This is a genomic window from Ruminococcus sp. 1001136sp1 (assembly GCF_039841815.1).
Taxonomy (GTDB): Bacteria; Bacillota; Clostridia; order Lachnospirales; family Lachnospiraceae; genus Blautia_A; species Blautia_A faecis.
In genome coordinates this window covers 285,611-306,401 of sequence record NZ_JBDPGY010000002.1, presented here as the reverse complement: position 1 = coordinate 306,401, position 20,791 = coordinate 285,611, and the positions used below count along the sequence as shown (strand labels likewise).

15 protein-coding genes are annotated in these 20,791 nt (G+C 44.6%); all 15 read right to left on the bottom strand.

What is annotated here, in order from left to right; genetic code table 11:
* Nucleotides 1–84: 84 nt before the first annotated feature.
* Complete coding sequence (locus ABHC48_RS03365) at nucleotides 85–807, bottom strand: SigB/SigF/SigG family RNA polymerase sigma factor (protein ID WP_173735236.1); 723 nt, start codon at nucleotides 805–807, stop codon at nucleotides 85–87.
* 12 nt (nucleotides 808–819) lie between these two features.
* A complete protein-coding gene (gene spoIIAB, locus ABHC48_RS03360) occupies nucleotides 820–1,245 on the bottom strand; it encodes an anti-sigma F factor (protein WP_118583239.1) in 426 nt (141 codons plus the stop codon).
* Nucleotides 1,245–1,589: an STAS domain-containing protein gene (locus ABHC48_RS03355; RefSeq protein WP_148461256.1), complete on the bottom strand. Its 345-nt coding sequence runs from the start codon at nucleotides 1,587–1,589 to the stop codon at nucleotides 1,245–1,247. Before ABHC48_RS03355 ends, spoIIAB begins: the two co-directional genes overlap by 1 nt.
* Before the next feature lie 123 nt (nucleotides 1,590–1,712).
* The gene (locus ABHC48_RS03350; RefSeq protein ID WP_187564999.1) at nucleotides 1,713–3,092 is read right to left on the bottom strand and encodes a hypothetical protein; all 1,380 of its coding nucleotides are present in this window, start codon (nucleotides 3,090–3,092) and stop codon (nucleotides 1,713–1,715) included.
* A gap of 15 nt (nucleotides 3,093–3,107) precedes the next feature.
* Complete coding sequence (locus tag ABHC48_RS03345) at nucleotides 3,108–3,260, bottom strand: hypothetical protein (RefSeq protein WP_021925740.1); 153 nt, start codon at nucleotides 3,258–3,260, stop codon at nucleotides 3,108–3,110.
* 67 nt (nucleotides 3,261–3,327) lie between these two features.
* Nucleotides 3,328–4,620 (bottom strand): folylpolyglutamate synthase/dihydrofolate synthase family protein, encoded by a 1,293-nt coding sequence (locus tag ABHC48_RS03340; protein ID WP_173735234.1) that lies wholly within the window; start codon nucleotides 4,618–4,620, stop codon nucleotides 3,328–3,330.
* Nucleotides 4,621–4,993: 373 nt separating this feature from the next.
* Complete coding sequence (locus ABHC48_RS03335; RefSeq protein ID WP_347505138.1) at nucleotides 4,994–7,006, bottom strand: LTA synthase family protein; 2,013 nt, start codon at nucleotides 7,004–7,006, stop codon at nucleotides 4,994–4,996.
* A 14-nt stretch (nucleotides 7,007–7,020) separates the two neighbouring features.
* Nucleotides 7,021–9,672: a valine--tRNA ligase gene (locus ABHC48_RS03330; RefSeq protein WP_118583247.1), complete on the bottom strand. Its 2,652-nt coding sequence runs from the start codon at nucleotides 9,670–9,672 to the stop codon at nucleotides 7,021–7,023.
* Between the two features lie 441 nt (nucleotides 9,673–10,113).
* On the bottom strand, nucleotides 10,114–14,184 hold the full coding sequence (locus tag ABHC48_RS03325) for an FtsX-like permease family protein (RefSeq protein ID WP_195699876.1): 4,071 nt from the start codon (nucleotides 14,182–14,184) through the stop codon (nucleotides 10,114–10,116).
* Between the two features lie 7 nt (nucleotides 14,185–14,191).
* On the bottom strand, nucleotides 14,192–14,908 hold the full coding sequence (locus ABHC48_RS03320; RefSeq protein ID WP_118583251.1) for an ABC transporter ATP-binding protein: 717 nt from the start codon (nucleotides 14,906–14,908) through the stop codon (nucleotides 14,192–14,194).
* A 253-nt stretch (nucleotides 14,909–15,161) separates the two neighbouring features.
* Nucleotides 15,162–16,133, bottom strand: a complete 972-nt coding sequence (locus tag ABHC48_RS03315; RefSeq protein ID WP_195477035.1) for a hypothetical protein — start codon at nucleotides 16,131–16,133, stop codon at nucleotides 15,162–15,164.
* Nucleotides 16,134–16,274: 141 nt separating this feature from the next.
* Nucleotides 16,275–16,496, bottom strand: a complete 222-nt coding sequence (locus ABHC48_RS03310) for a CotH kinase family protein (RefSeq protein ID WP_330673727.1) — start codon at nucleotides 16,494–16,496, stop codon at nucleotides 16,275–16,277.
* 213 nt (nucleotides 16,497–16,709) lie between these two features.
* Nucleotides 16,710–18,392 (bottom strand): GGDEF and EAL domain-containing protein, encoded by a 1,683-nt coding sequence (locus tag ABHC48_RS03305; protein WP_195699875.1) that lies wholly within the window; start codon nucleotides 18,390–18,392, stop codon nucleotides 16,710–16,712.
* 320 nt (nucleotides 18,393–18,712) lie between these two features.
* Entirely contained in the window at nucleotides 18,713–20,017 is a 1,305-nt protein-coding gene (locus tag ABHC48_RS03300) for an O-acetylhomoserine aminocarboxypropyltransferase/cysteine synthase family protein (RefSeq protein ID WP_118583257.1), read from the bottom strand.
* Nucleotides 20,018–20,190: 173 nt separating this feature from the next.
* Nucleotides 20,191–20,790 (bottom strand): pyridoxal 5'-phosphate synthase glutaminase subunit PdxT, encoded by a 600-nt coding sequence (gene pdxT / locus ABHC48_RS03295; RefSeq protein WP_195699874.1) that lies wholly within the window; start codon nucleotides 20,788–20,790, stop codon nucleotides 20,191–20,193.
* Between the last annotated feature and the right edge of the window lies 1 nt (nucleotide 20,791).

Sequence of the window (20,791 nt, the reverse complement as noted above, 5' to 3'; positions counted from 1 at the left end):
ATGCTCTGGAAAATATGAGAAAATACTTTGCTTTTTTCTCCTTTTCCAGAGCGTGTTTGAAAAAGGCTCTCTGCAAAATGTGCATCACAATTTGTGGGAGATTTCTCTCAGCTTCTTCAATATCCTTTTCTCCATCCTGGAAATCTGAACCTGGGACATTCCCATTTTTTTTGCAACCTCTGTCTGTGTCATATCCTGAAAATACCGAAATACAATCAGTCTTTTCTCCTCTCCTTCCAATTTTTCCAGAATTTCCTCCAGAAAAATCCGGTTCAAAAGCTTTTCATGGCGATCCTCTTTTTCCGGAAGCCTGTCCACAAGCTGCAAATCCGTTCCATCTCCCTGATACACAATCTTGTAAATAGAATCCACCTCTGCAGCCGATTCCAGCGTCATCGCCAATTCTTCCATCGGCATATCCATAGCATCTGAAAGTTCTCTTAGATCCGGCTCACGGCCTAACTTTTTCTCCAGTTCCTCCCTCATTTTACAGATCTTATATTGATTCTCTTTTATGGAGCGGCTCACCTTCAGAATTCCATCATCCCTAAGAAACCGCTTAATCTCTCCAATGATCATTGGTACTGCATAAGTAGAAAACTTTACATCAAATTCAGGATTGAAATGATCTACAGCCTTCAAAAGCCCGATGCTTCCAATTTGAAAAAGGTCCTCCATTTCCACCCCTCTCCCCAGAAAACGCCTGGCAACACTATACACCAGTCCCATATTTTCCGAAAACAAAGTATCTCTTGCCTCTTTATCTCCCTGGTGAATGCGCCCAATGAGAGCAAGAGTGTGATCCATGCTTCCTCCTGATCAATTACCGATTTTTTTGCTCATATGCACACAGGTTCCTTTTCCAACCTGTGAGGTGACTTTAACCTCATCCATAAATGCTTCCATAAAAGTAAACCCCATTCCTGACCTGTCCTGATCAGCGCGGGTCGTATATAAGGGCTCCATTGCTTTTTCCACATCTGCAATCCCTATGCCATCATCCTCAATATCCAGATAAATTGTTCTCTCTTTTCTGACACACTTCATCCGTATCTTATGTACCTCGCCTTGATAGCCATGAATGATACAGTTGGTTACAGCCTCTGACACAGCCGTTTTCAAATCTGCTACTTCCTCCAGTGTGGGGTTCAGCTGGGTGCAAAATGCCGCAGCAGCTACCCTTGCCAACCCTTCATTCTCCGGACGGCTGTCAAAAATAATGGTCATTTCGTTGGAATTTCCCATCAGACTCCCCTCCCTTCCAGCTGCATCTCATTTTCTGTTCTTTCCAGTTCCAGAAATTTACTCACACCTGAAAGCCGCAGCAATTTTTCAATATATCCGCTTACATGGCAGGCCTTCATGCAGCCAGAACGCATCCCCAGAGCCCGGTATCTCCCCATGATCAAACCTACGCCCGAACTGTCCATAAAAACAGTATTTCCAAAGTCAAAACAAATGGTTCTGATATATATTTTTCCCATAATCCTGTCTGATTCTCTCCGGATCAGCTCAGAAGCCGGATGATCCAGTTCCTCAGGCAGTTTAATATTCAGACAGGTTCCCGTAGTTTCAAAAACAGGTTTCATAAATAAAATCCCCCTTTTTTACTCTATTTTGACCCTCTGCACAGGAAAAAGAAAAAGAGATGTGTAGGTCTATCCCGCACATCCCCGGTTCAGAGGTTTCTCATTATTGTAATTCAGAAATTTTTATTCATAATACTGAAAATCACCATTTTCATCATAATATCCGTTTTCGTCGCTGTAATCAGAATATCCGGATTCATCATACCCACTGTCACCAGATGCATCATTGTAAGAACTGTCATAACCAGAGGAATCCGTTTCAGAGGAATCCGTTTCAGAGCCTTCTGTTGTATTGTCAGTTCCATCATTGCTTTCGGAATCAGAGGAATCTTCGCTACCCTCAGACTTACTGTCTTCCGTGATTCCAGACACACCAGTAGCTGAACAGATGGTATTATAAATTCCCATTACATCATCTCCCAGCTGATCTTCATAAACCTTCTGGATTTCCAACGCAGCTGCATCATACTCATTCTGTGTATAAGCTGCATACGCATTCAGAAGTGCCTGATAACTGGTGCTCTTCTTCTGCTCGGCATCAAGCTGCTGGGTGATTTCCTCTGCCACATCTCCGGATTCCTTCGCCTCACCCTGGGCTTTGGAAAGCTCCGCACCCTGGCTGACCAGAGACTCGCTGTACTTTACAATCTGTTGATTGGCTTCTCTGTAAATCCCCTGCTTGATAGCCGGAACTGCCAGAAACCAAAATGCAGCCGCACCTGCTGCCACACCCGCCATAAGTGTCACAAACAGTGAAATTCTGGAATTTTCCCTGTAAACTGCCGGCTGTACCACAGTACTTCTGGAAATCTCATCCGAACCTTCTGTCTTGCCCTTGGCACCAAAAAGTCCTTTTTTCTGTTTCTCAAGTCTGGTCGTTACACCGGTTCTCTCATCTACTTCACGAAGAAAACGTAATGTAGTTGTATTGGTCTTGTCAATACGAGCCGCCTTTTTTAAGGTTCTTCTTGCCTTGCCCCAGTCATGATTCTTCATATAGATCAGCGCCAGCAGATGATAACCTTTGATCAGCTTGGTATTCTGGTTCAGAATTTTGCGAAGCTGAATGGCAGCCATATCCTCATGGCCTTCCCTGCAAAGAGCCAGGGCATTATTATATTTTCTTATTGTCTCATTAATAGCATCCAGTTTATTCGAATTCGCCTGAAGACGATTAATATATTCATTCGCAATATTCCGGGTAGGCTGCAGATTCTTACTGATCACCCACTCGCTAAGAGCAGCAACCACCTCTCCCATTTCAAAATACACAAGACCCAGAAGATTTCTCGCCTGGATATTTCTCTTGTTAAAGGTAAGGCTCTGCTTCAGACAGTTAACGGCTCCTGAAAGGTCCCGGATACTGGCCTTCTCCAAGCCCTGATTGTAATAAAGTTTGGATAGATACTCCACCTTTTTCTGGATCAGGACGTTGCACCCGCAATGAGGACAGTAATCCAGATCCTTATCAGCCAGGAACGCGCCGCAATTCATACAGTTCATTAAGTATCTCCTATTCTATTTCATCCTGCGTCCGCTTTTGGACTCCCTGAGCATTTCCTGAAGAATGTCCAGAATATCCGTCAGCTCTCTATCGTAAATAGCCTCTTCTGCGTCTGTCACATCCAGACAGGGCTCAAATTTCTTCAGTTCCTCTTCGTAATCGATCATAAAATTCCTCCACAGACTCCTGAAAAATCAACCAGAAATCCCATGTTTTCTTTTTTCTGCAGACAATTTACTTTTTCAACAAGAGTGTCTTAATCTCTCCCACCAGGTAAAGAGAACCCACGCAGAACAGCATTCCGTCCTCTCCTTTGGCCTCGTGCGCCATATGAAAAGCTTCTTCAATATTATCAGAGTTTCCAACATCCTTACAGCCTTCTTTGCAAAAGATCTCTGCCAGCTCCGCAGACGGCACCTCACGGTATCCCCCAACCTCTGTGGTCACAACTTTACGGAATTTTATCCTGCTGCAAATTGTATGGATCATATCCTGGTAATCCTTATCATTCACAGCAGAAAATAAAAGTGTCAGCGGATACTCCTTCTGAAACCGCTCTGCAGTCTCCACAAACCTGCGCACGCCATCCTCATTATGTGCACCATCCACGATCACGCCCGGCAAAATGGTCTCCATTCTGCCCTGCCATCTGGTATTTGCAATTCCTGCCTGCAGCTGTTCCATGGTCACCGGAATCCTGTCTTTCAGCACTTCCATAGTTGTAAGCGCCAGAGATGCGTTCATCACCTGATACCATGCAATAAAAGGAATATGGAACCTGGTATCCCCATAATAATCGTCCTCCAGGGAAAAATCAATGCCATCTTTATTATTTCCCAGTACCTTTGCTCCAGCCTGAATTACTTTATAAGCCGGACTTCCAAGCTCCTTTGCCTTCGCAGCGATCACTTCTGCCGCATCCTTGTCATTTCCATCATAGATTACAGGAACTCCCGGAACAATGATTCCAGCCTTCTCCCCTGCAATCTCTCTTACCGTATTTCCCAAAAACTGCATATGATCCAGACTGATAGATGTGATCACGCAAGCCACAGGATTCTCTACCGCTGTAGTCGCATCCAGCCTTCCGCCAAGCCCAGTTTCCAAAGTCACATAGTCCACCCCTGCCTCTGCAAAGATCACCATTCCCATAAGAAACAGCATCTCAAAATAAGTAGGATGGTAACTACCTTCAGCCACAAGCTCGTCCGCCAGCACTTTCACTCTCTCAAAAGCTTTCAAAAAGGTGTCATCATCAATATTCACCTCATTGATCTGAAACCGCTCGTTGATCTTCACCAGATGGGGAGACGTAAACAGACCGCAGGAATACCCTGCCTCCCTGAGAATAGATGTGAGAAACGCACAGGTACTCCCCTTTCCATTCGTTCCCGCAACATGTATCACCTTAAACTTCTCCTGTGGATTCCCCAGTCTCCTCAAACATTCCTTCGTATGCTCCAGACTGTTCTTTTTGGTAAACTTCGGAGTCTCCTCAATATAAGCAACCGCTTCCTCGTAATTCATAATCTAAACCACCATTTATCTATCGTATTTCGTCCGTAACTTCTCATGCTCATAGTAAGCCTGGCAGAATACTGCCTTCTGAATCGTTACATTACTCTACCATTATATAATAGTCACACCAGAAGTCCACCCCTAATCGTAACTTTTTATCCGACAAACCTCGCACAGAAGAAATCAGAGAGGTTCCGAAAAAATCTCATACGGCAGAATTTGGGGTTAAAAAAGGAGAGGACACAGTCTGAGCTCCAGCGGAGCAAATTTGTCCTCTCCTTTCTTCGGTTTCAGCAAAATTCTGATGTTTTTAATTTTTTTTGGCCGCACACCGCGCTCAGAGCAGACCTGATGAGACCAGGTGCCCAGCCGGGAAACGTTCCTATCGGGAATTCACCTTCCACTGACTATCATACAATGCATAAACCGCTCTGTCAAAGCTCTTACTAAGAGCCTTCCTCGTCGAACTGTTACTTCTCTGTACAACTGCCAGTCTGTCAAAATCCGACAGCTCCGTACCCGAGATCACCAGCATGTTCGGACTTACATATGCCGTATCATACCACTCTCCATTCAGCTTCACCTGACTGGACGGGGTGAAATTCGTGCCTTGGATATAATAAGTCCAATCTGTACCCGACACTAACCGAATGGAATCTAAGGTCACATCATAAAGTCCCATCCGCATCTTTGTTCTCTCAAAAGGATTTTCTCCTCCATAAGCATATCGCTGACCGTACAGCACATCATACTGCAGTGTCTCCAGATCGACCTGATAATTCTTGGTATTTCTTCTTGCCTGATGATATTTCATGATCGTACCCTCATGAATACCAACTCTGTCCAGAACCTCTGCTGCGATCTGATAAGAAGCCAGATTCTCATCCTTCTTGGTAAGTCCCATATTATCCCAGATTACATACTCCGTCTGGAAAAGATACTTATTTTTCAGATCCTCCACAGTCAGTCCCATAGTCGGCAGATGATCCCCATACATAACCAGGATCACATCCTCCGGATAGTCTGCCAAAGCATCTGTTAACTCTTTCACAAACTGATCCATCTCATGAATCTGATTCACATAGTACTCCCATTTACAATTCAGCTCATCCGTAGGAGAACCGGAAACTGTAATAGAAGGATTGTCCAGAATGGGCTCGCTTGGATAATCACCATGTCCCTGCACGGAAATGGTATACACATAATCCGGACTGTCAGTAGAATCCAGACACTTAATGATCTCATCCGTCAACACACTGTCTTTTACCCATCCAAGAGGATTCTGCAGGTTCTCATCTGCCATATACTCTTCAGAAGTAAAGGTGTCAAATCCCAGATTGGGGAAAACAGACCTTCTTCCATAGAAGTTGGCTTCATTATTATGTACCGCATGTGTAGAATACCCCAGATTTTTCAGAACATAGGGCACACTTTCGCAGGTAGTCTCCTTAAGAATACTCTTATAAGGATATTCACCTGGTCCAAAATAGTGAAGACTCATACCTGTAATGGTCTCAAATTCCGTATTTGCCGTACCAGCTCCAACAGAAGGAACCTTGTAATATCCGGAAGAATATTCTTTCATCAGCTTCCTGAAGTTCGGGATTGGATCTTCAGAAATATCCAGGTAATTTACCAGTGTTGGGTCAAAGAAAGACTCAAGCTGAAGGAACAGAATATTCGGTCTCTTTCCATCCTCCTTGGTCTTTGGAAGATTGGACTCTGTCTTCTCGATCCGGTTAATCTCATCCTCAGAATAATCCCTCGGCTCACTGATGCCTGTATTAAAAATAGTAGTCGCCAGACAATAAGGATAACCATAATCCTCATAAGCAAACGCAATATTGCCAAAATAATTAGACAAAACCCTTTTTTCAAGAGCCAGCTGTGTCACGCCTCCAAAAGCCACAAAACCAGCAATTACCAGCGGAATCACATACCGGTACTTAATCTTCTGCTCATACTTCGGTCCCTTGACCAGTAGGATCAAAAGCCCCAGCACCACAATTCCGATCAAAATACATCCGATCACCACACCATAAAACGGCAGATATTTCTGCATGATTGCAATACCATCCGTCAGCATATGCAGATCCGGTCCGGTAAATGGTGTAACACGGTTCATCAGAAGAATACAGTTTACGATTCCCAGAAACAGCCAGAAAACGGAAACCACAACTCTCCAAAAGCACCGCCTGTGAAACAGATAAACGATCAGCATTGTAGTAAAAATAAACATCGTATTATAAGCAAATACCAACGGTTTTCCCGTCATATAATCCCAGGCCTCCACTACAGAATGGCGGCACAGTGCCTCTATAAGGAAATAGAGCACTGCGCACCAGAGTGCCTGGAGAATCAGGGAAATCTTATTGCAAAATTTGCTCAGCTTCATGCAAAATCTCCTTTTTATCTCTTAAGCTGCTCAAGCTGTGTTTCAACCTTATCTTTCATCTCTTTGTACTTCGCAAGCTTCTCCTTCTCTGCATCAACCTTGGCAGCAGGAGCCTTATTTACGAAATTTGGATTATTCAGCATTCCCTCACAGCGGGCGATTTCCTTAGTCAGTCTCTCCTGCTCCTTTGTCAGTCTCTCAAGTTCTTTTTCCTTGTCAACAAGGTCTTCCAGAGGCATATAAACAACTGCATTGGAAACAACAACAGAAACTGCATCCTCACCGATACCAGTCTTATCCTGCTGAACATGGATTTCTTTTGCAAAAGCAAGATTTGCAAAGGATTTCTTGCTGTTCTCATACATCTGACAGATAGCAGCATCTTTTCCAACAATGATCAGATGTGTTTTTCTGTTCTGCGGAACATTCATGCTGGTTCTTGTGTTACGGATGCCACGGACAACTTCCTGGAAACTTCCGATTGCAAGCTCAGCCTCAGGAGAATTCCACTCGTCCTTATATACCGGCCAGTCAGAGATCATTATGGACTCTTCCTCCGGAAGCAGTGTGCAATAAATTTCCTCTGTGATAAATGGCATAAACGGATGAAGCAGCTTCAGTCCCTGGGTCAGCGCTGTGCGAAGTGTCCAGAGAGCCTCGTTTGCCGCCTTTGGATCCTCTTCTGCCTTCCACAGACGAACCTTGGCGATCTCAATGTACCAGTCGCAAAGCTCATCCCACAGGAAATCATAGATTTTCTGAACCGCAATACCCAGCTCATATTTTTCCATATTGTCGGTTACTTCTTTGATCACATTGTTCAGTCTGGAAAGGATCCATTTGTCCTCAGCGCAAAGAGAACCAATCTCCGGCTCCGTTACATCCTTTCCTTCCAGATTCATAAGAACGAAACGAGAAGCATTCCAGATCTTATTTGCAAAGTTACGGCTGGATTCTACACGCTCCCAGTAGAAACGCATATCGTTTCCAGGTGCATTACCAGTCATCAGAGTAAGACGAAGAGCATCTGCGCCGTACTTGTCGATTACTTCCAGCGGGTCAATACCATTTCCAAGGGATTTACTCATCTTGCGGCCCTGGGAATCTCTTACCAGACCATGGATCAGTACATGATGGAACGGTGTCTTGCCAGTCTGCTCAAGAGCAGAGAATACCATACGGATAACCCAGAAGAAAATAATGTCATATCCGGTTACCAGTACATCTGTTGGATAGAAGTACTCCAGTTCCGGTGTCTTATCCGGCCAGCCAAGTGTGGAGAATGGCCACAGAGCAGAGCTGAACCAGGTATCCAGCGTATCCTCGTCCTGATGAAGATGCGTACATCCGCATTTCGGACATTTTTCCGGCATTTCTCTTGCAACTACAGTCTCACCGCACTCATCGCAGTAGTAAGCCGGGATTCTGTGTCCCCACCACAGCTGACGGGAAATACACCAGTCACGGATGTTCTCCAGCCAGTGAAGGTAAGTCTTGTCAAAACGCTCCGGAACGAATTTCAGATCTCCATCCTCAAGAGTCTTGATAGCAGCTTTGGCCATTTCGTCCATCTTTACAAACCACTGAGGCTTGATCATCGGCTCTACGGTTGCATGGCAGCGGTCATGTGTTCCAACGCTGTGATTGTGCGGAACAACCTTCACCAGAAGGCCAAGCTTGTCCAGATCCTCTACCATGGCTTTTCTTGCTTCGTAACGATCCATGCCGGCGTATTTACCACCCAGCTCATTGATGGTAGCATCATCATTCATGATGTTTATTTCCGGAAGGTTGTGTCTCTTTCCAACCTCGAAATCGTTAGGGTCATGTGCCGGTGTGATCTTTACGCATCCGGTACCAAATTCTTTATCAACATACTCATCGGCAATAACCGGGATCTCTCTGTCTGTGAGAGGAAGCTTCAGCATTTTGCCAACAATGTCTTTGTAACGGTCATCATCCGGGTTTACTGCAACTGCAGTATCTCCAAGAAGTGTTTCCGGACGTGTTGTTGCGATTTCCACGAATTTTCCTTCTTCTCCAACAACCGGGTAATTGATGTGCCAGAAAAATCCGTCCTGATCCTCATGCTCAACCTCTGCATCGGAAATGGAAGTCTGGCATACCGGACACCAGTTGATAATACGGGAACCTTTGTAGATGTAGCCTTTTTCATATAACTTGATGAAGACTTCCTGTACGGCCTTGGAGCATCCCTCATCCATGGTGAAACGCTCTCGCTCCCAGTCTGCAGAAGCACCAAGCTTCTTCAGCTGGTTGATAATTTTTCCGCCGTACTCTTCTTTCCACTCCCAGGCATATTCCAGGAATTTCTCACGGCCGATTTCTGCCTTGTCGATGCCTTCTTTTTTCAGTTTCTCAGTAACCTTAACCTCTGTAGCAATAGCTGCATGGTCAGTTCCTGGCTGCCACAGTGCTTCGTAGCCCTGCATTCTCTTGAAACGGATGAGAATGTCCTGCATGGTCTCATCAAGTGCATGTCCCATATGCAGCTGTCCGGTTACGTTTGGCGGCGGCATAACAATGGTAAATGGTTTCTTATCCGGGTTTACTTTTGCATGAAAATATCCGTTGTCCATCCATTTCTGGTAAAGACGTTCCTCGATTCCTTTTGGATCGTAGGTCTTTGCAAGTTCTTTGCTCATAATTTTCCTCCTAAAAAAAGAGCCCCTCACACAATTGTGTGAAGGGCGAAATTAACGCGGTACCACCTTCATTATGTGCAAAATGCAAAGTACTGTTTCCCTGAATGTATTTACAGTCTTCGCTCTGTTGTACACATATCTCTTTCCTGTAACGCTGGAATTGCGTGAAAACTTACTGCAGATATCACTGCCTGTTCAGTTTCCCGGCTCAGAAGCTACCTTCAGTGAATGCGGATCTCGAAATGTCTTCCACCACAGTTATCCCTGGACATTTCTCTCTGGGAGGGCATTTACTTACTCCTCTTCTTCAACGCTTTTCGCTGCAGCGGTCTGATCTCCTTGTAAATAGCCGGAAAAAGCCGCCACTTTTATGGATATAACTATAATTGCATTCTTCCGGCTTGTCAAGCTAATTTAAAAATTTCACAATTACAATAATTTTTATTCCACACTCTTTAAGGATTCCACCATATCAATGGTTTTCAGCTTAAAATGCATCACCCCATTCACCACAATGGAAAATATGCTTGTCAGAATTCCACTGTATAAAAAGCTCAGCGGCTTAATATTTCGTCCAAACATAACTGCATCTACCTCAACCGTAGTAATCACATACCTGTGAATGAGAATTCCAAACACTGCTCCAAACATAATTCCAAGCACTGTCAGGATCACGTTTTCCCGAAGCACATACTGGGAGACCTCTCCGTCATAGAAGCCAAGCACCTTCAAAGTTGCCAGTTCCCTCTGTCTTTCTGTAATATTGATATTATTCAGATTATACAATACCACAAAAGCCAGCATTCCTGCGGAAACGATCAGCACCAGGATCACCGCATCCAGAGTGCTCAGCATACGGTCAACCTGTGATGCCAGACTACTGGTATAACTGATGCTGAGAGCACCAGGATTAGCAAGGATCCGGGTTCCTGCCATTTCCAGATCATCCTTGCAGTCTTCCTGCATAGTAAACACAATGTTCTCATACTCCGGCATTTCCCCGAACGTCTGCTCATAAACCCTGGGCGTCATATAAAGGTAATGGCTCATATAATTCTCTGTGATCACAGCCACCCTCACCTTATATTCCTTATCTCCCTTTTTTAGGGGAATCATATCTCCCACCTTTAATCCCAGCAGGGATGCTGTTTTCTCGGAAATAGCAGCACCTTCGTCGGTAAGCTCATATGTTTCCCCGGTAATACGGTTCTTTAAGGTTACATCCCTTGCAAACTCACTCAGGCTCTCTGGCACAAACAGATAAATACTGATGTTGGAGCTGCCTTTCGGAGCACTGATCTTCGTCATCTGTACCCGATTGCAATGGGCGATTTGCTCATTTTCCTTCATGTATTCAAACAGCTCTGCATGTTCTTCCTCTGTAGCATCGCTGTCCTCAATCACCATTCCGTCATAATGCTGAAGCTCCCGGTACTGAATAGCGGCAATATCACTGATGGAATCCTGAATCCCAAAGCCAACCAGCATCAGTCCCATGCTTCCTGCAATTCCAAAGACCGTCATGATCAGGCGCTTCTTGTAACGGAAAAGATTTCGAATTGTGGACTTCCAGGAAAAGCTTAAATGCTTCCATATAAATGTGAGCCGCTCCAGCAATACCCGCTTGCCCTCTTTCGGAGCCGGTGGGCGCATAAGAGAGGCCGGTGTCTCCTGCAGCTCCTTTCCACTTGCAAAAAGAGTCGCTCCAACTGTACATACAACAGAGGCTGTGGAAGCGATCAATGCGAAGCCAGGCTGATAATCAATGGAAATGGTATTTGCCACATTGTGATACATAATCCCATAAGCAGTTATAATAATGTATGGAATGATTTTCTCTCCGATCAGCATTCCCAGCACACTGCCAAGAAGAGTTGCAAAAAATGCATAACAGATATATTTTGCTGCAATAGCAGACTTCTTATATCCCAATGCCTTCAAGGTACCGATCTGGGTTCGCTGCTCCTCCACCATACGAGTCATAGTGGTAAGACTGATCAATGCCGCTACCAGGAAAAAGATGACCGGGAAAACCTGACCGATGTTTCGAAGACGGTCTGCATTATCACCGTAATCCGTATATTCCGGAAGCTCCTCCCTATCTGTGACCATCCACTCCGGCATTCCCAGATCTTCCAGTTCCTTTTTCGCATCATCCAGCTTCTGCTGATTCTCGGCAATCTCATCCTCCGCATCTTTTTTGGCGTCTTCGTACTCTTTCTTTCCATCTGCAAGGTCTTTCTCACCTTTTTTCAAGTCTTTAGCCGCATCCTGAAGCTTTTTCTCATTGTCTGTAATCTCTTTTTCACCGTCTGCAAGCTTCTTCTCATTGTCTGCGATTTCTTTCTCACCATCGGCAAGCTTCGCCTCATTTTCTGCAATTTCTTGCTCTCCGGAAGTAAGCTTTTCCTCATTTTCCGCGATTTGCCGGGCACCGGAATTATACTGTTCCAGACCGGAAGCATACTGCGCTTCACTGTCATTCAGCTTTGCCACATTGGCATCCACTTCCGCCTGTCCGGCAGCCAGGGTCTCTGCATTGGAATCAATTTCTTTCTGGGCTTTATTCAGTTTTTTCTTTGCTGCCTTTAACTGCTTCTGACCTTTTTCCAGTTCCTGTTCCCCTGCCTCTATCTCAGCTTTCGAAGCAGCAAGAGTATTCTCCTGTTCCTGAATCTGAATCCATCCGGCGTCAATCTCTGCCTGACCTGCTGTTATCTGTTCCCGTCCAGCATTCAGCTCGCTTTCTTTCTGAGAAAGCTGGGAAAGTCCATCCTCGACTGCTGCAAGCCCGCTTTCCAACTCACTTCTAGTCGCTGCAAGCTGCTGCCGCTGACTCTCAATCTGCGCTTCACTTGCCTGAATCTGCTGGCTTACCGCCGCCTCCTGTTCTTCCAGTGCAGACACCTGAGCTGCCAGAATATCTATTTCCTCCTGGGAAGCATCCGGATTTTCCAGTGCTGCGTTGTAACTTGCGCGTACTATCTCAAGCTGACTCTGCAGCTCCGTCAGCTGAGCTTTTGCACTTTCCAAAGCACTTATTCCATCCTGAAGCTGTGCTTCTCCTGCTGATACCTGGGAAAGTCCATCTGTAATCTGCTGCTTCTGGGCATTTAACTGGGTTCTGGTACTTTCGATCTGCTGCTGTCCGGCAATGATCTCCGCTTTTGACTGATCCAGTTCACTTTGCTTTGTTGTCAAAGTCTGCTTTGCGGCTTCTAACTGCTGCTCGCCTGCCTCAATCTGGGCTTTTCCATCTGCAAGTTTCGCTTTATTTTCATCTAAAGTCTTCTGATTTTCCTCTAATTCTGCCAGACCACTGGTTACCTGCTTCTGCGCGGAATCAAGCTGAGCCTGTCCGTCAGCAAGCTGGGCTTTTGCTGCATTTACCTGACTCCATCCATCATCCAGCTGGCTTCTGGCAGTGTCAAGCTGGCTTTTGCTGGAGGAAAGCTGACTCCTGGCAGATTCCAGCTGACTTTTTCCATCAGCAAGCTGCGCTTTTGCATCTTCTAACTGGTTTTTCCCATCAGTAAGCTCTGTCTTCGCATCTTCCAGCTGTTTTTTTCCATCGGCAAGCTCTGTTTTTGCGTCTTCTAACTGGGATTTTCCATCTTCATACTCTTTCCTGCCGTCTTCTAAATCCTTTTCACCTTTATCCAGCTCTTCTTTTGCGTCAGCAAGCTTTTCATCTGCCTCTTTTTTCCCATCGTCCAGCTTCTTCTGGGCATCATTGATTTCCTCCTGTGCATCCGCCTTCACAGCTGCAAGGCGGATCTGACAGCGATCATCTGCTATGTTTTCAACACGGTCTTTGATCTTGGCGATCAGATTCTCATAACCGTCTGTATAACTTGTAAGACCCTTTGCTCCATGAACGGTCACATAAATCTGCGTATAAATTTCCTGGTCAAAATCTTCTGGGAGCACATATCCAAATCCATTGACTTCACCAGTTCCAAGGGTGGTATTTCCTCTATTAAAGGAAATATAAAGAGGACTTCTTCCAGTTCCCACTACCGTATATTCTGTGGTCACAAGAACGGGGGAATCTCCTTCTTCACGCAAAGCCACCTTATCTCCTACCTTATATTCATTGGAAGAAGCAAATGTGCTATCCAGAAAAATCTCTCCACTTTTTTCCGGAAGGCGTCCCTCCTGCACATCCAGTTTATTCACTGTGTCATTTATGGATTCAATGTGAAGAACCTTCTGCTTCTGGCCTTCCCCGCACGTCACATCGGTAGACCAGGCACCTTCTGCGGACTCGATGCCATCTATACTTTCTATGGAAGAAACATCATCAGATGTCAGGCCCATTGTGCCCACAACCTTGATATCCATCAGGCTGCTTTCGTCATAATAGGCATCTCCGGAATAGCGCATATCCGGCGAGGAAGCCTGAATACCGGAAAAGAAGGCCACTCCAAGAGCCACGATCAGAAGAATGGAGATAAACCTGGATTTGCTTTTTCGGATCTCCATCCAGAATTCTTTTCTTAATGCTTTCATCTCTCACCTACCACTCAATTTCTTCTACCGGGGTTGGGTGGGCATTCAAAGTCATCTGTGCCACCTTGCCGTTTTTTATTTTAATCACGCGATCTGCCATAGGCGTCAATGCAGAGTTATGAGTGATAACCACTACTGTCATCCCCTTCTGGCGGCACATATCCTGTAAAAGCTTGAGAATCGCCTTACCAGTCTGGTAATCCAGAGCGCCTGTTGGCTCATCGCAAAGGAGCATCTTCGGATTCTTGGCAAGAGCTCTTGCAATGGAAACTCTCTGCTGTTCACCGCCTGATAACTGGGCAGGAAAATTTCCAAGTCTGTCTTTCAGCCCCACCTCTTCCAAAACAGTTTTCGGATCCATGGGGTTCTTACAGATCTGTCCTGCCAGTTCTACGTTTTCCAAGGCTGTCAGATTGGGAACCAGATTATAAAACTGAAAAACAAATCCAATATCGTCCCTGCGGTAGCTGGTGAGCTGGCGGTTATTGTATTTCGCTATATTCCTTCCATCTACCCAGATCTGACCGCTGGTGGCAGTATCCATTCCGCCCAGAATATTCAGAACCGTAGTCTTGCCAGCACCACTGGGCCCTACGATCACGGCAAACTCGCCTTTAGCTATGTTAAAGCTGATCTCATCTACTGCGATTATTTTTACTTCTTTCGTTCCATAAATCTTAGAAACCTTTTCAAGGTGAATATAGTTTTCTGTGGTACCCTGCAATTTATCACACTCCTGTTTTTCAAATATATTTTAATTTTAGTATAGCATTGCAGGTTTTTTTGTTCAATCAGAGAAAGTATGAAATTTCTATAAAGATAACTATACGTTACTGGTCACGGAGTAAACAGTAACAACTATACCAATCGCGTAGGATATGAATTCAAGTGTGCAGTTATAAAAATTATAGTTATTTCAAAAACAGCCTCTGACTTTCCCAGTAAAAAAGTCAGAGGCTGTTTTTCTTTCCTGCTCATCAATTGCAGAATATATAATTACAATCTGCATATCCGTATTTCATAAGGCGTGGAGAATATACATACCAGTATTTATCTGAACTGGAATCAATTACTACCACAGTATCACCGGTATTCAGTTCACCAATCTCATTTGCCGCATCATATCCCATAGCGGATCGAAGAGCCAGATATCCGGTAGGCACTTTTACATACAAGGTAGCATATGCATTTCCACCCACCAGATAATCTTTGTTTACAAATCCATTGGTATCATATTTCGGGGAATACACATACCAGTACTGGGAATCACTTGTGTCCAGAAGCTGTACGGTATCGCCGGAATATAATTCCCCGATTTCATTGGAAGCATCATATGCCTTCATATTGCGAAGTGCCAGATAGCCCTTGGCTACACTGACCGTTCTTACTTCGCCAAAATAGCTGGAATCTGTATCCAGTCCCTCTTCTCTGTACAGGTACTCCTGGTTCACATATCCATAGCCGTCCAGTTTCGGGGAATACACATACCAGTACTGAGAATTGCTACTGTCGGAAACCCAGACGGTATCTCCCGAATAGAGCTCACCGATTTCATTAGATGCATCATATTCCGGTGCATTGCGAAGAGCCAGATATCCGGTGGAAACGCTTACGGTCCACATTGTATCATAGGAAGATACGGAAGATGTCACAGAATCCAGATAATCATTATTCACATATCCGAAATCGTCATACTTAGGAGAGTATACATACCAGTAACCAGTGGCGCCAGTGTAATCCATTACCTCCACCAGATCACCACTGTAAAGTTCTCCGATCTCATTACCACTATTATAGGATGTATCTGTCCGAAGAGCCAGATATCCAGTAACAACATTCACACGATAAGTATTACAGGAAGCCTCTGCCTCCTGCGTAGTTCCGGGAACTGAAAACGCAAGGGCTGCAGCTGCAAGAACAGGTATGCAAATCTTCTTCATTTTCGTCATAGAAAAATCCCCCTTCATATAGTCGTTGCTGTCCACCCCATGACCAGCAACATACAATTTTCTGAAAAAACACTTTTTTCATGTATTTATATATGAAAATTATAACGGATTAACCATGGCTTTTCAACTCCGTTTTTCTTATTATACACCACCTGACTCTGTTTTTTGTAATGCTTCATTTCCATCTTCTGTGCCATAATTGCGCAGCATAAAACTGTCCTCTACAGCTTCTTTCATATTGGTAGCGTCTGCATAATTATTATTCAGGATCAGCTTATCTAAACCATAGCAGGTCTGCCCTTCAATGTAATGATCAAATTCCAGTTTAAAGCTATACCGATCTGTATCGGGGTCACTTGCAATAGACGAAAGACTAGTACATCGCTTCGTAAATAACTATACCAATCACGTAGGATGTGGATTCGAGTGTGCAGGTATAAAAACGTAGGCGTAGCGGGCTACGCCGAGGCTTTTATACCTGTGCAATCGGATTCACAGACAAGTGAGTGGTATAGTTATTTCGAAAACGATGTACTAGTATTTCCCTTAGAGCGTATAAAAAAGCGCTTATCAGAATTATTTTTTCAGACAACCGTAGCTGCCTGTCTTATCTTTTCCATTGAAATATTTCTTTGAAAATTCCTCCGCCGGACAGGGTCTGGAATAATAGTATCCCTGAAGCAATTCCGGCTTATAAGTCTGGACAACGGAAAGGATTTCCTTATTCTCCACCCCTTCCACACAAACCTTTATTCTGGTCTGCTTACTCAGATTCATAATATATTCCAGAATCGCCTGATCCATCTCATCATCCTGAATGGAACGGACAAAAGTATGATCGATCTTGATCCACTGTGGTTTCAGCTTGCGAAGCAATGCAATGGAAGAGTACTCCGTGCCGAAATCATCCAGTGCCATATTGATCCCCATATTTTTAAAATATTCAAAATCATCCCGAAGGCCGTTGGGATCCGATACCTTACAGCTCTCTGTAAGCTCCAGGATCAGCTGCTTCTCCGGTGTGCCGGATTTTTCCACGATCCGTGTCACCATTTCTCTGAAGCCTTCCTGAAGTATCTGGATATAAGAAACATTCACGGAAATTACAAAATCAGGATTCTCCATGCGCCACAGTGCCGCCTGGGCAAGTGCCTTATTCAAAAGCCACTCTCCCACCTGTCGGATGGTTCCGTCTTCCTCCAGGATCGGAATAAATTCCATTGGGGAAACCAGCGTTCCATCCGGCAGATAAAAACGCATCAGAGTCTCAGCACCATAAACCTCCTGAGTCTCTCCGTTCACCAGAGGCTGGTATACCAGCGCAAACCCTCTGCAATTATTGGCAACAGACTCACGGAGCACTTCCTGCAGTCGGAATTTCTCCACCGTTTTTCTGTGCATTTGTCCGGAAAACTGCGCAATGCTGCCACGTCCCACTTTCTTCGCCTGCTCAAGGGCGTATTCCACATTTGCATGCAAAGTCTCGAAATCCTCTGCATCCTGCGGAAAAAAGGCCACTCCGCATGAAATCGTCAACTGGATCTCCAGATTCATCTCCCTGGGGACTTCCACTGAAAATTTCTGCATTTCCTGGTAGATCCGGTCAAGTGCATGCTCGGATTTCTCAGTGGTAATACAATAGAATTTACCTCCTGGTCCCCGATAAGAAATAACGCCTTCCAGGCTCTGACATTTCTGTCCCAGACGCTGCAGAACCTCATCTCCTACCAGATACCCAAGAATATCATTGATTCTCTGAAGTCTGTCCACATCAAAAAGAAGAACAGCACCTTCCATTCCATGACTGATAAATGCCGGAAGCTGCTTCTTCAGCTCATGAAACGTATATAAACCAGTGGGCTGGTCAAACTTGGCATTCACACCAAGATTCATCATCGTGCCAACAAAAAGGCCAAGGCTTCCATCCGCATTTCGCTCCACAATTCCCTGGCACCTTACCCATACATATTTCCCATATTTATTTAAAGCCCGGTATTCACAATTATGCCGGTTGCTTTTCCCCTCAAAAATACGGCCGATATCCTCCAGAAAAATATGCTGGTCTGCAGGATGAATATGCTGTACCCATTCCTTCGCCGTATTCTCTATAAATTCTCCCGGCAGATTGAAGTAATCCACACTTGGCTTAGACCATCTGGAAAAATCGCGTTCCAGATCTGCTATATAAATGTACATATTATCTGAAGTCTGAGACAGAGCATCAAATATATGGCTGTCAAGATTAGAGATATCTATCACACAAAATCACTGCCTTCCCTTTTCCCCTAATACGTCAATATTTTACCATACTTTGCACAATTCTGACTACAGATTTTGACAATTCTGCACATAAAATGTTAATAAAGTATAAAAAGAAGAATAAATAATACAAACATTTTTATGATAATCTGTAATCATTCCGCAGGTGCCAGAGCCTGTCTGAAAAATCATTCCCGCAATCTGCACGCCCCACTTTGCAATATATTTTGCCGAATTCGACTGTTGTAGCCTAAAAAAGGTACCATATCTCCCATTTCAGGAAATACAGTACCTTTTACAGAAATGAATTTATTTTTTAATTACTTTACTGCCTCAAATGCTGCGTCCAGAGCCGCGATCAGGTCTTCCACTTTCTCAATACCGATGGAAAGACGGATTGTGTTTGGTTTGATGCCCTGGTCAAGAAGCTCTTCCTCTGTGCACTGGCTGTGTGTGGTTGTTGCAGGATGGATCACAAGGGATTTTACATCTGCAACATTTGCAAGCAATGAGAAGATTGCAAGGTTATCAATAAACTTCTGAGCGGTCTGTGCATCACCCTTGATCTCAAATGTAAAGATGGAACCGCCGCCGTTTGGAAGGTATTTCTTATAAAGATAATGACTTGGCTCACTCTCCAGTGACGGATGATGAACAGCTTCTACCTGTGGATGTTTAGACAGGTAATCTACGATTTTCAGGGCGTTGCTTACGTGACGCTCCACTCTTAAGGAAAGAGTTTCCAGTCCCTGTAAAAACAAAAATGCATGGAATGGAGAAAGGGTAGCTCCTGTGTCACGAAGGATGATTGCACGAATATAAGTTACAAATGCTGCCGGAGCGGTTGCCTCTGCAAAGGAAATTCCATGATAGCTTGGGTTCGGCTCAGAAATCCACGGGAATTTGCCGGATGCTTTCCAGTCGAAGTTGCCGCTGTCTACGATCACGCCACCGATTGCAGTTCCATGGCCTCCGATGAATTTGGTTGCGGAATGAACGACGATATCTGCACCATACTCAATCGGGCGAACCAGGTAAGGAGTTGCAAATGTAGAATCAACTACAAGAGGAATGTTATGTTTGTGCGCAATTTTTGCAACTTCTTCAATATCAATCAGGTTGGAGTTCGGATTTCCAAGGGTCTCAATAAAGATTGCTTTTGTGTTTTCCTGGATTGCAGCTTCGAAAGAGCCTTCTGCATCCGGATCTACAAATGTTGCGGTGATGCCGCTGGTCTGCGGAAGAGTATGTGCCAGAAGGTTGTATGTTCCGCCGTAGATGGTCTTGGAAGCTACAATGTGCTCACCTGTTTTTGCAAGTGCCTGGAATGTATAATTGATAGCTGCTGCACCGGAAGCAACTGCAAGCGCTGCAACTCCGCCTTCAAGAGCAGCAATTCTCTGCTCGAAAACATCCTCTGTAGGGTTGGTAAGTCTTCCATAAATATTTCCGGCATCGCGAAGTCCGAAACGGTCAGCTGCATGCTGTGAGTTATGGAATACATAAGATGTAGAAGCGTAGATTGGAACAGCTCTTGCATCTGTTACTGGATCTGCTTTCTCCTGTCCAATGTGTAACTGTTTTGTTTCAAATCCCCAGTTTTTAGAATCTCTGATATCTGCCATTTTTCTTTCCTCCGTATGTTTACTATTTTTCATCATTTTTTGTTAATGTTAGTTTTGTTATTGTTTTTGATGTTTTTCTTTGCTGTTGCTTTGTTTTTGTTGATGAATGCATAGTAACATACTGGGGATTATCTGTCTAATATGTAAAAATAATATCTGGTTATAGGTTCATTCTATAACCAGGTATTTGGGGAATTTTTCTTTGCATATTTCTTTACACTATTCAGAAACGCCTCATGTATCCTGTCATCCTCATCCAGTTCCGGATGAAATGCCAGTCCATACTGCTCTTTATACTTTACAGCTACAATATTTCCATCCACCTCAGCCAGTACTTCTGCGCCATCTCCGCATTTCTCAATATAAGGGGCACGAATGAATGTCATGGGAACCTGACCGATTCCTTTCATTTCCCTGATGGTGTGAAAACTGCCAAGCTGTCTGCCGTAGGCATTTCTTTTTACTGTCACAGGCATGGTTCCGAAATACACATGCCCGTCATTAGAGAGGTGGTCAGCCAGAAGGATCACCCCCGCACAAGTGGCAAGCACTGGCATTCCAGCCTGGATTTTCTCTTTCAAAGGCTCAAACATTTCCAGCTCCCGAAGGAGTTTTCCCTGTACCGTACTCTCACCGCCTGGCAAAACCAGTCCTTCAAAGTCTCCATCCAGGTCTTCTTTTTTTCGCAGTTCCACGCACCGAGCACCCAGTTTTTCCAGTTTGCTCTTATGTTCTGCAAAAGCTCCCTGCACAGCAAGGATTCCGATTTTCATC

Coding starts and splice junctions, on each gene's coding strand:
- ABHC48_RS03365 (WP_173735236.1), bottom strand. CDS start 807: ATGGATCACACTCTTGCTCTCATTGGGCGCATTCACCAGGGAGATAAA.
- spoIIAB (WP_118583239.1), bottom strand. CDS start 1,245: ATGGGAAATTCCAACGAAATGACCATTATTTTTGACAGCCGTCCGGAG.
- ABHC48_RS03355 (WP_148461256.1), bottom strand. CDS start 1,589: ATGAAACCTGTTTTTGAAACTACGGGAACCTGTCTGAATATTAAACTG.
- ABHC48_RS03350 (WP_187564999.1), bottom strand. CDS start 3,092: ATGAACTGTATGAATTGCGGCGCGTTCCTGGCTGATAAGGATCTGGAT.
- ABHC48_RS03345 (WP_021925740.1), bottom strand. CDS start 3,260: ATGATCGATTACGAAGAGGAACTGAAGAAATTTGAGCCCTGTCTGGAT.
- ABHC48_RS03340 (WP_173735234.1), bottom strand. CDS start 4,620: ATGAATTACGAGGAAGCGGTTGCTTATATTGAGGAGACTCCGAAGTTT.
- ABHC48_RS03335 (WP_347505138.1), bottom strand. CDS start 7,006: ATGAAGCTGAGCAAATTTTGCAATAAGATTTCCCTGATTCTCCAGGCA.
- ABHC48_RS03330 (WP_118583247.1), bottom strand. CDS start 9,672: ATGAGCAAAGAACTTGCAAAGACCTACGATCCAAAAGGAATCGAGGAA.
- ABHC48_RS03325 (WP_195699876.1), bottom strand. CDS start 14,184: ATGAAAGCATTAAGAAAAGAATTCTGGATGGAGATCCGAAAAAGCAAA.
- ABHC48_RS03315 (WP_195477035.1), bottom strand. CDS start 16,133: ATGACGAAAATGAAGAAGATTTGCATACCTGTTCTTGCAGCTGCAGCC.
- ABHC48_RS03300 (WP_118583257.1), bottom strand. CDS start 20,017: ATGGCAGATATCAGAGATTCTAAAAACTGGGGATTTGAAACAAAACAG.
- pdxT (WP_195699874.1), bottom strand. CDS start 20,790: ATGAAAATCGGAATCCTTGCTGTGCAGGGAGCTTTTGCAGAACATAAG.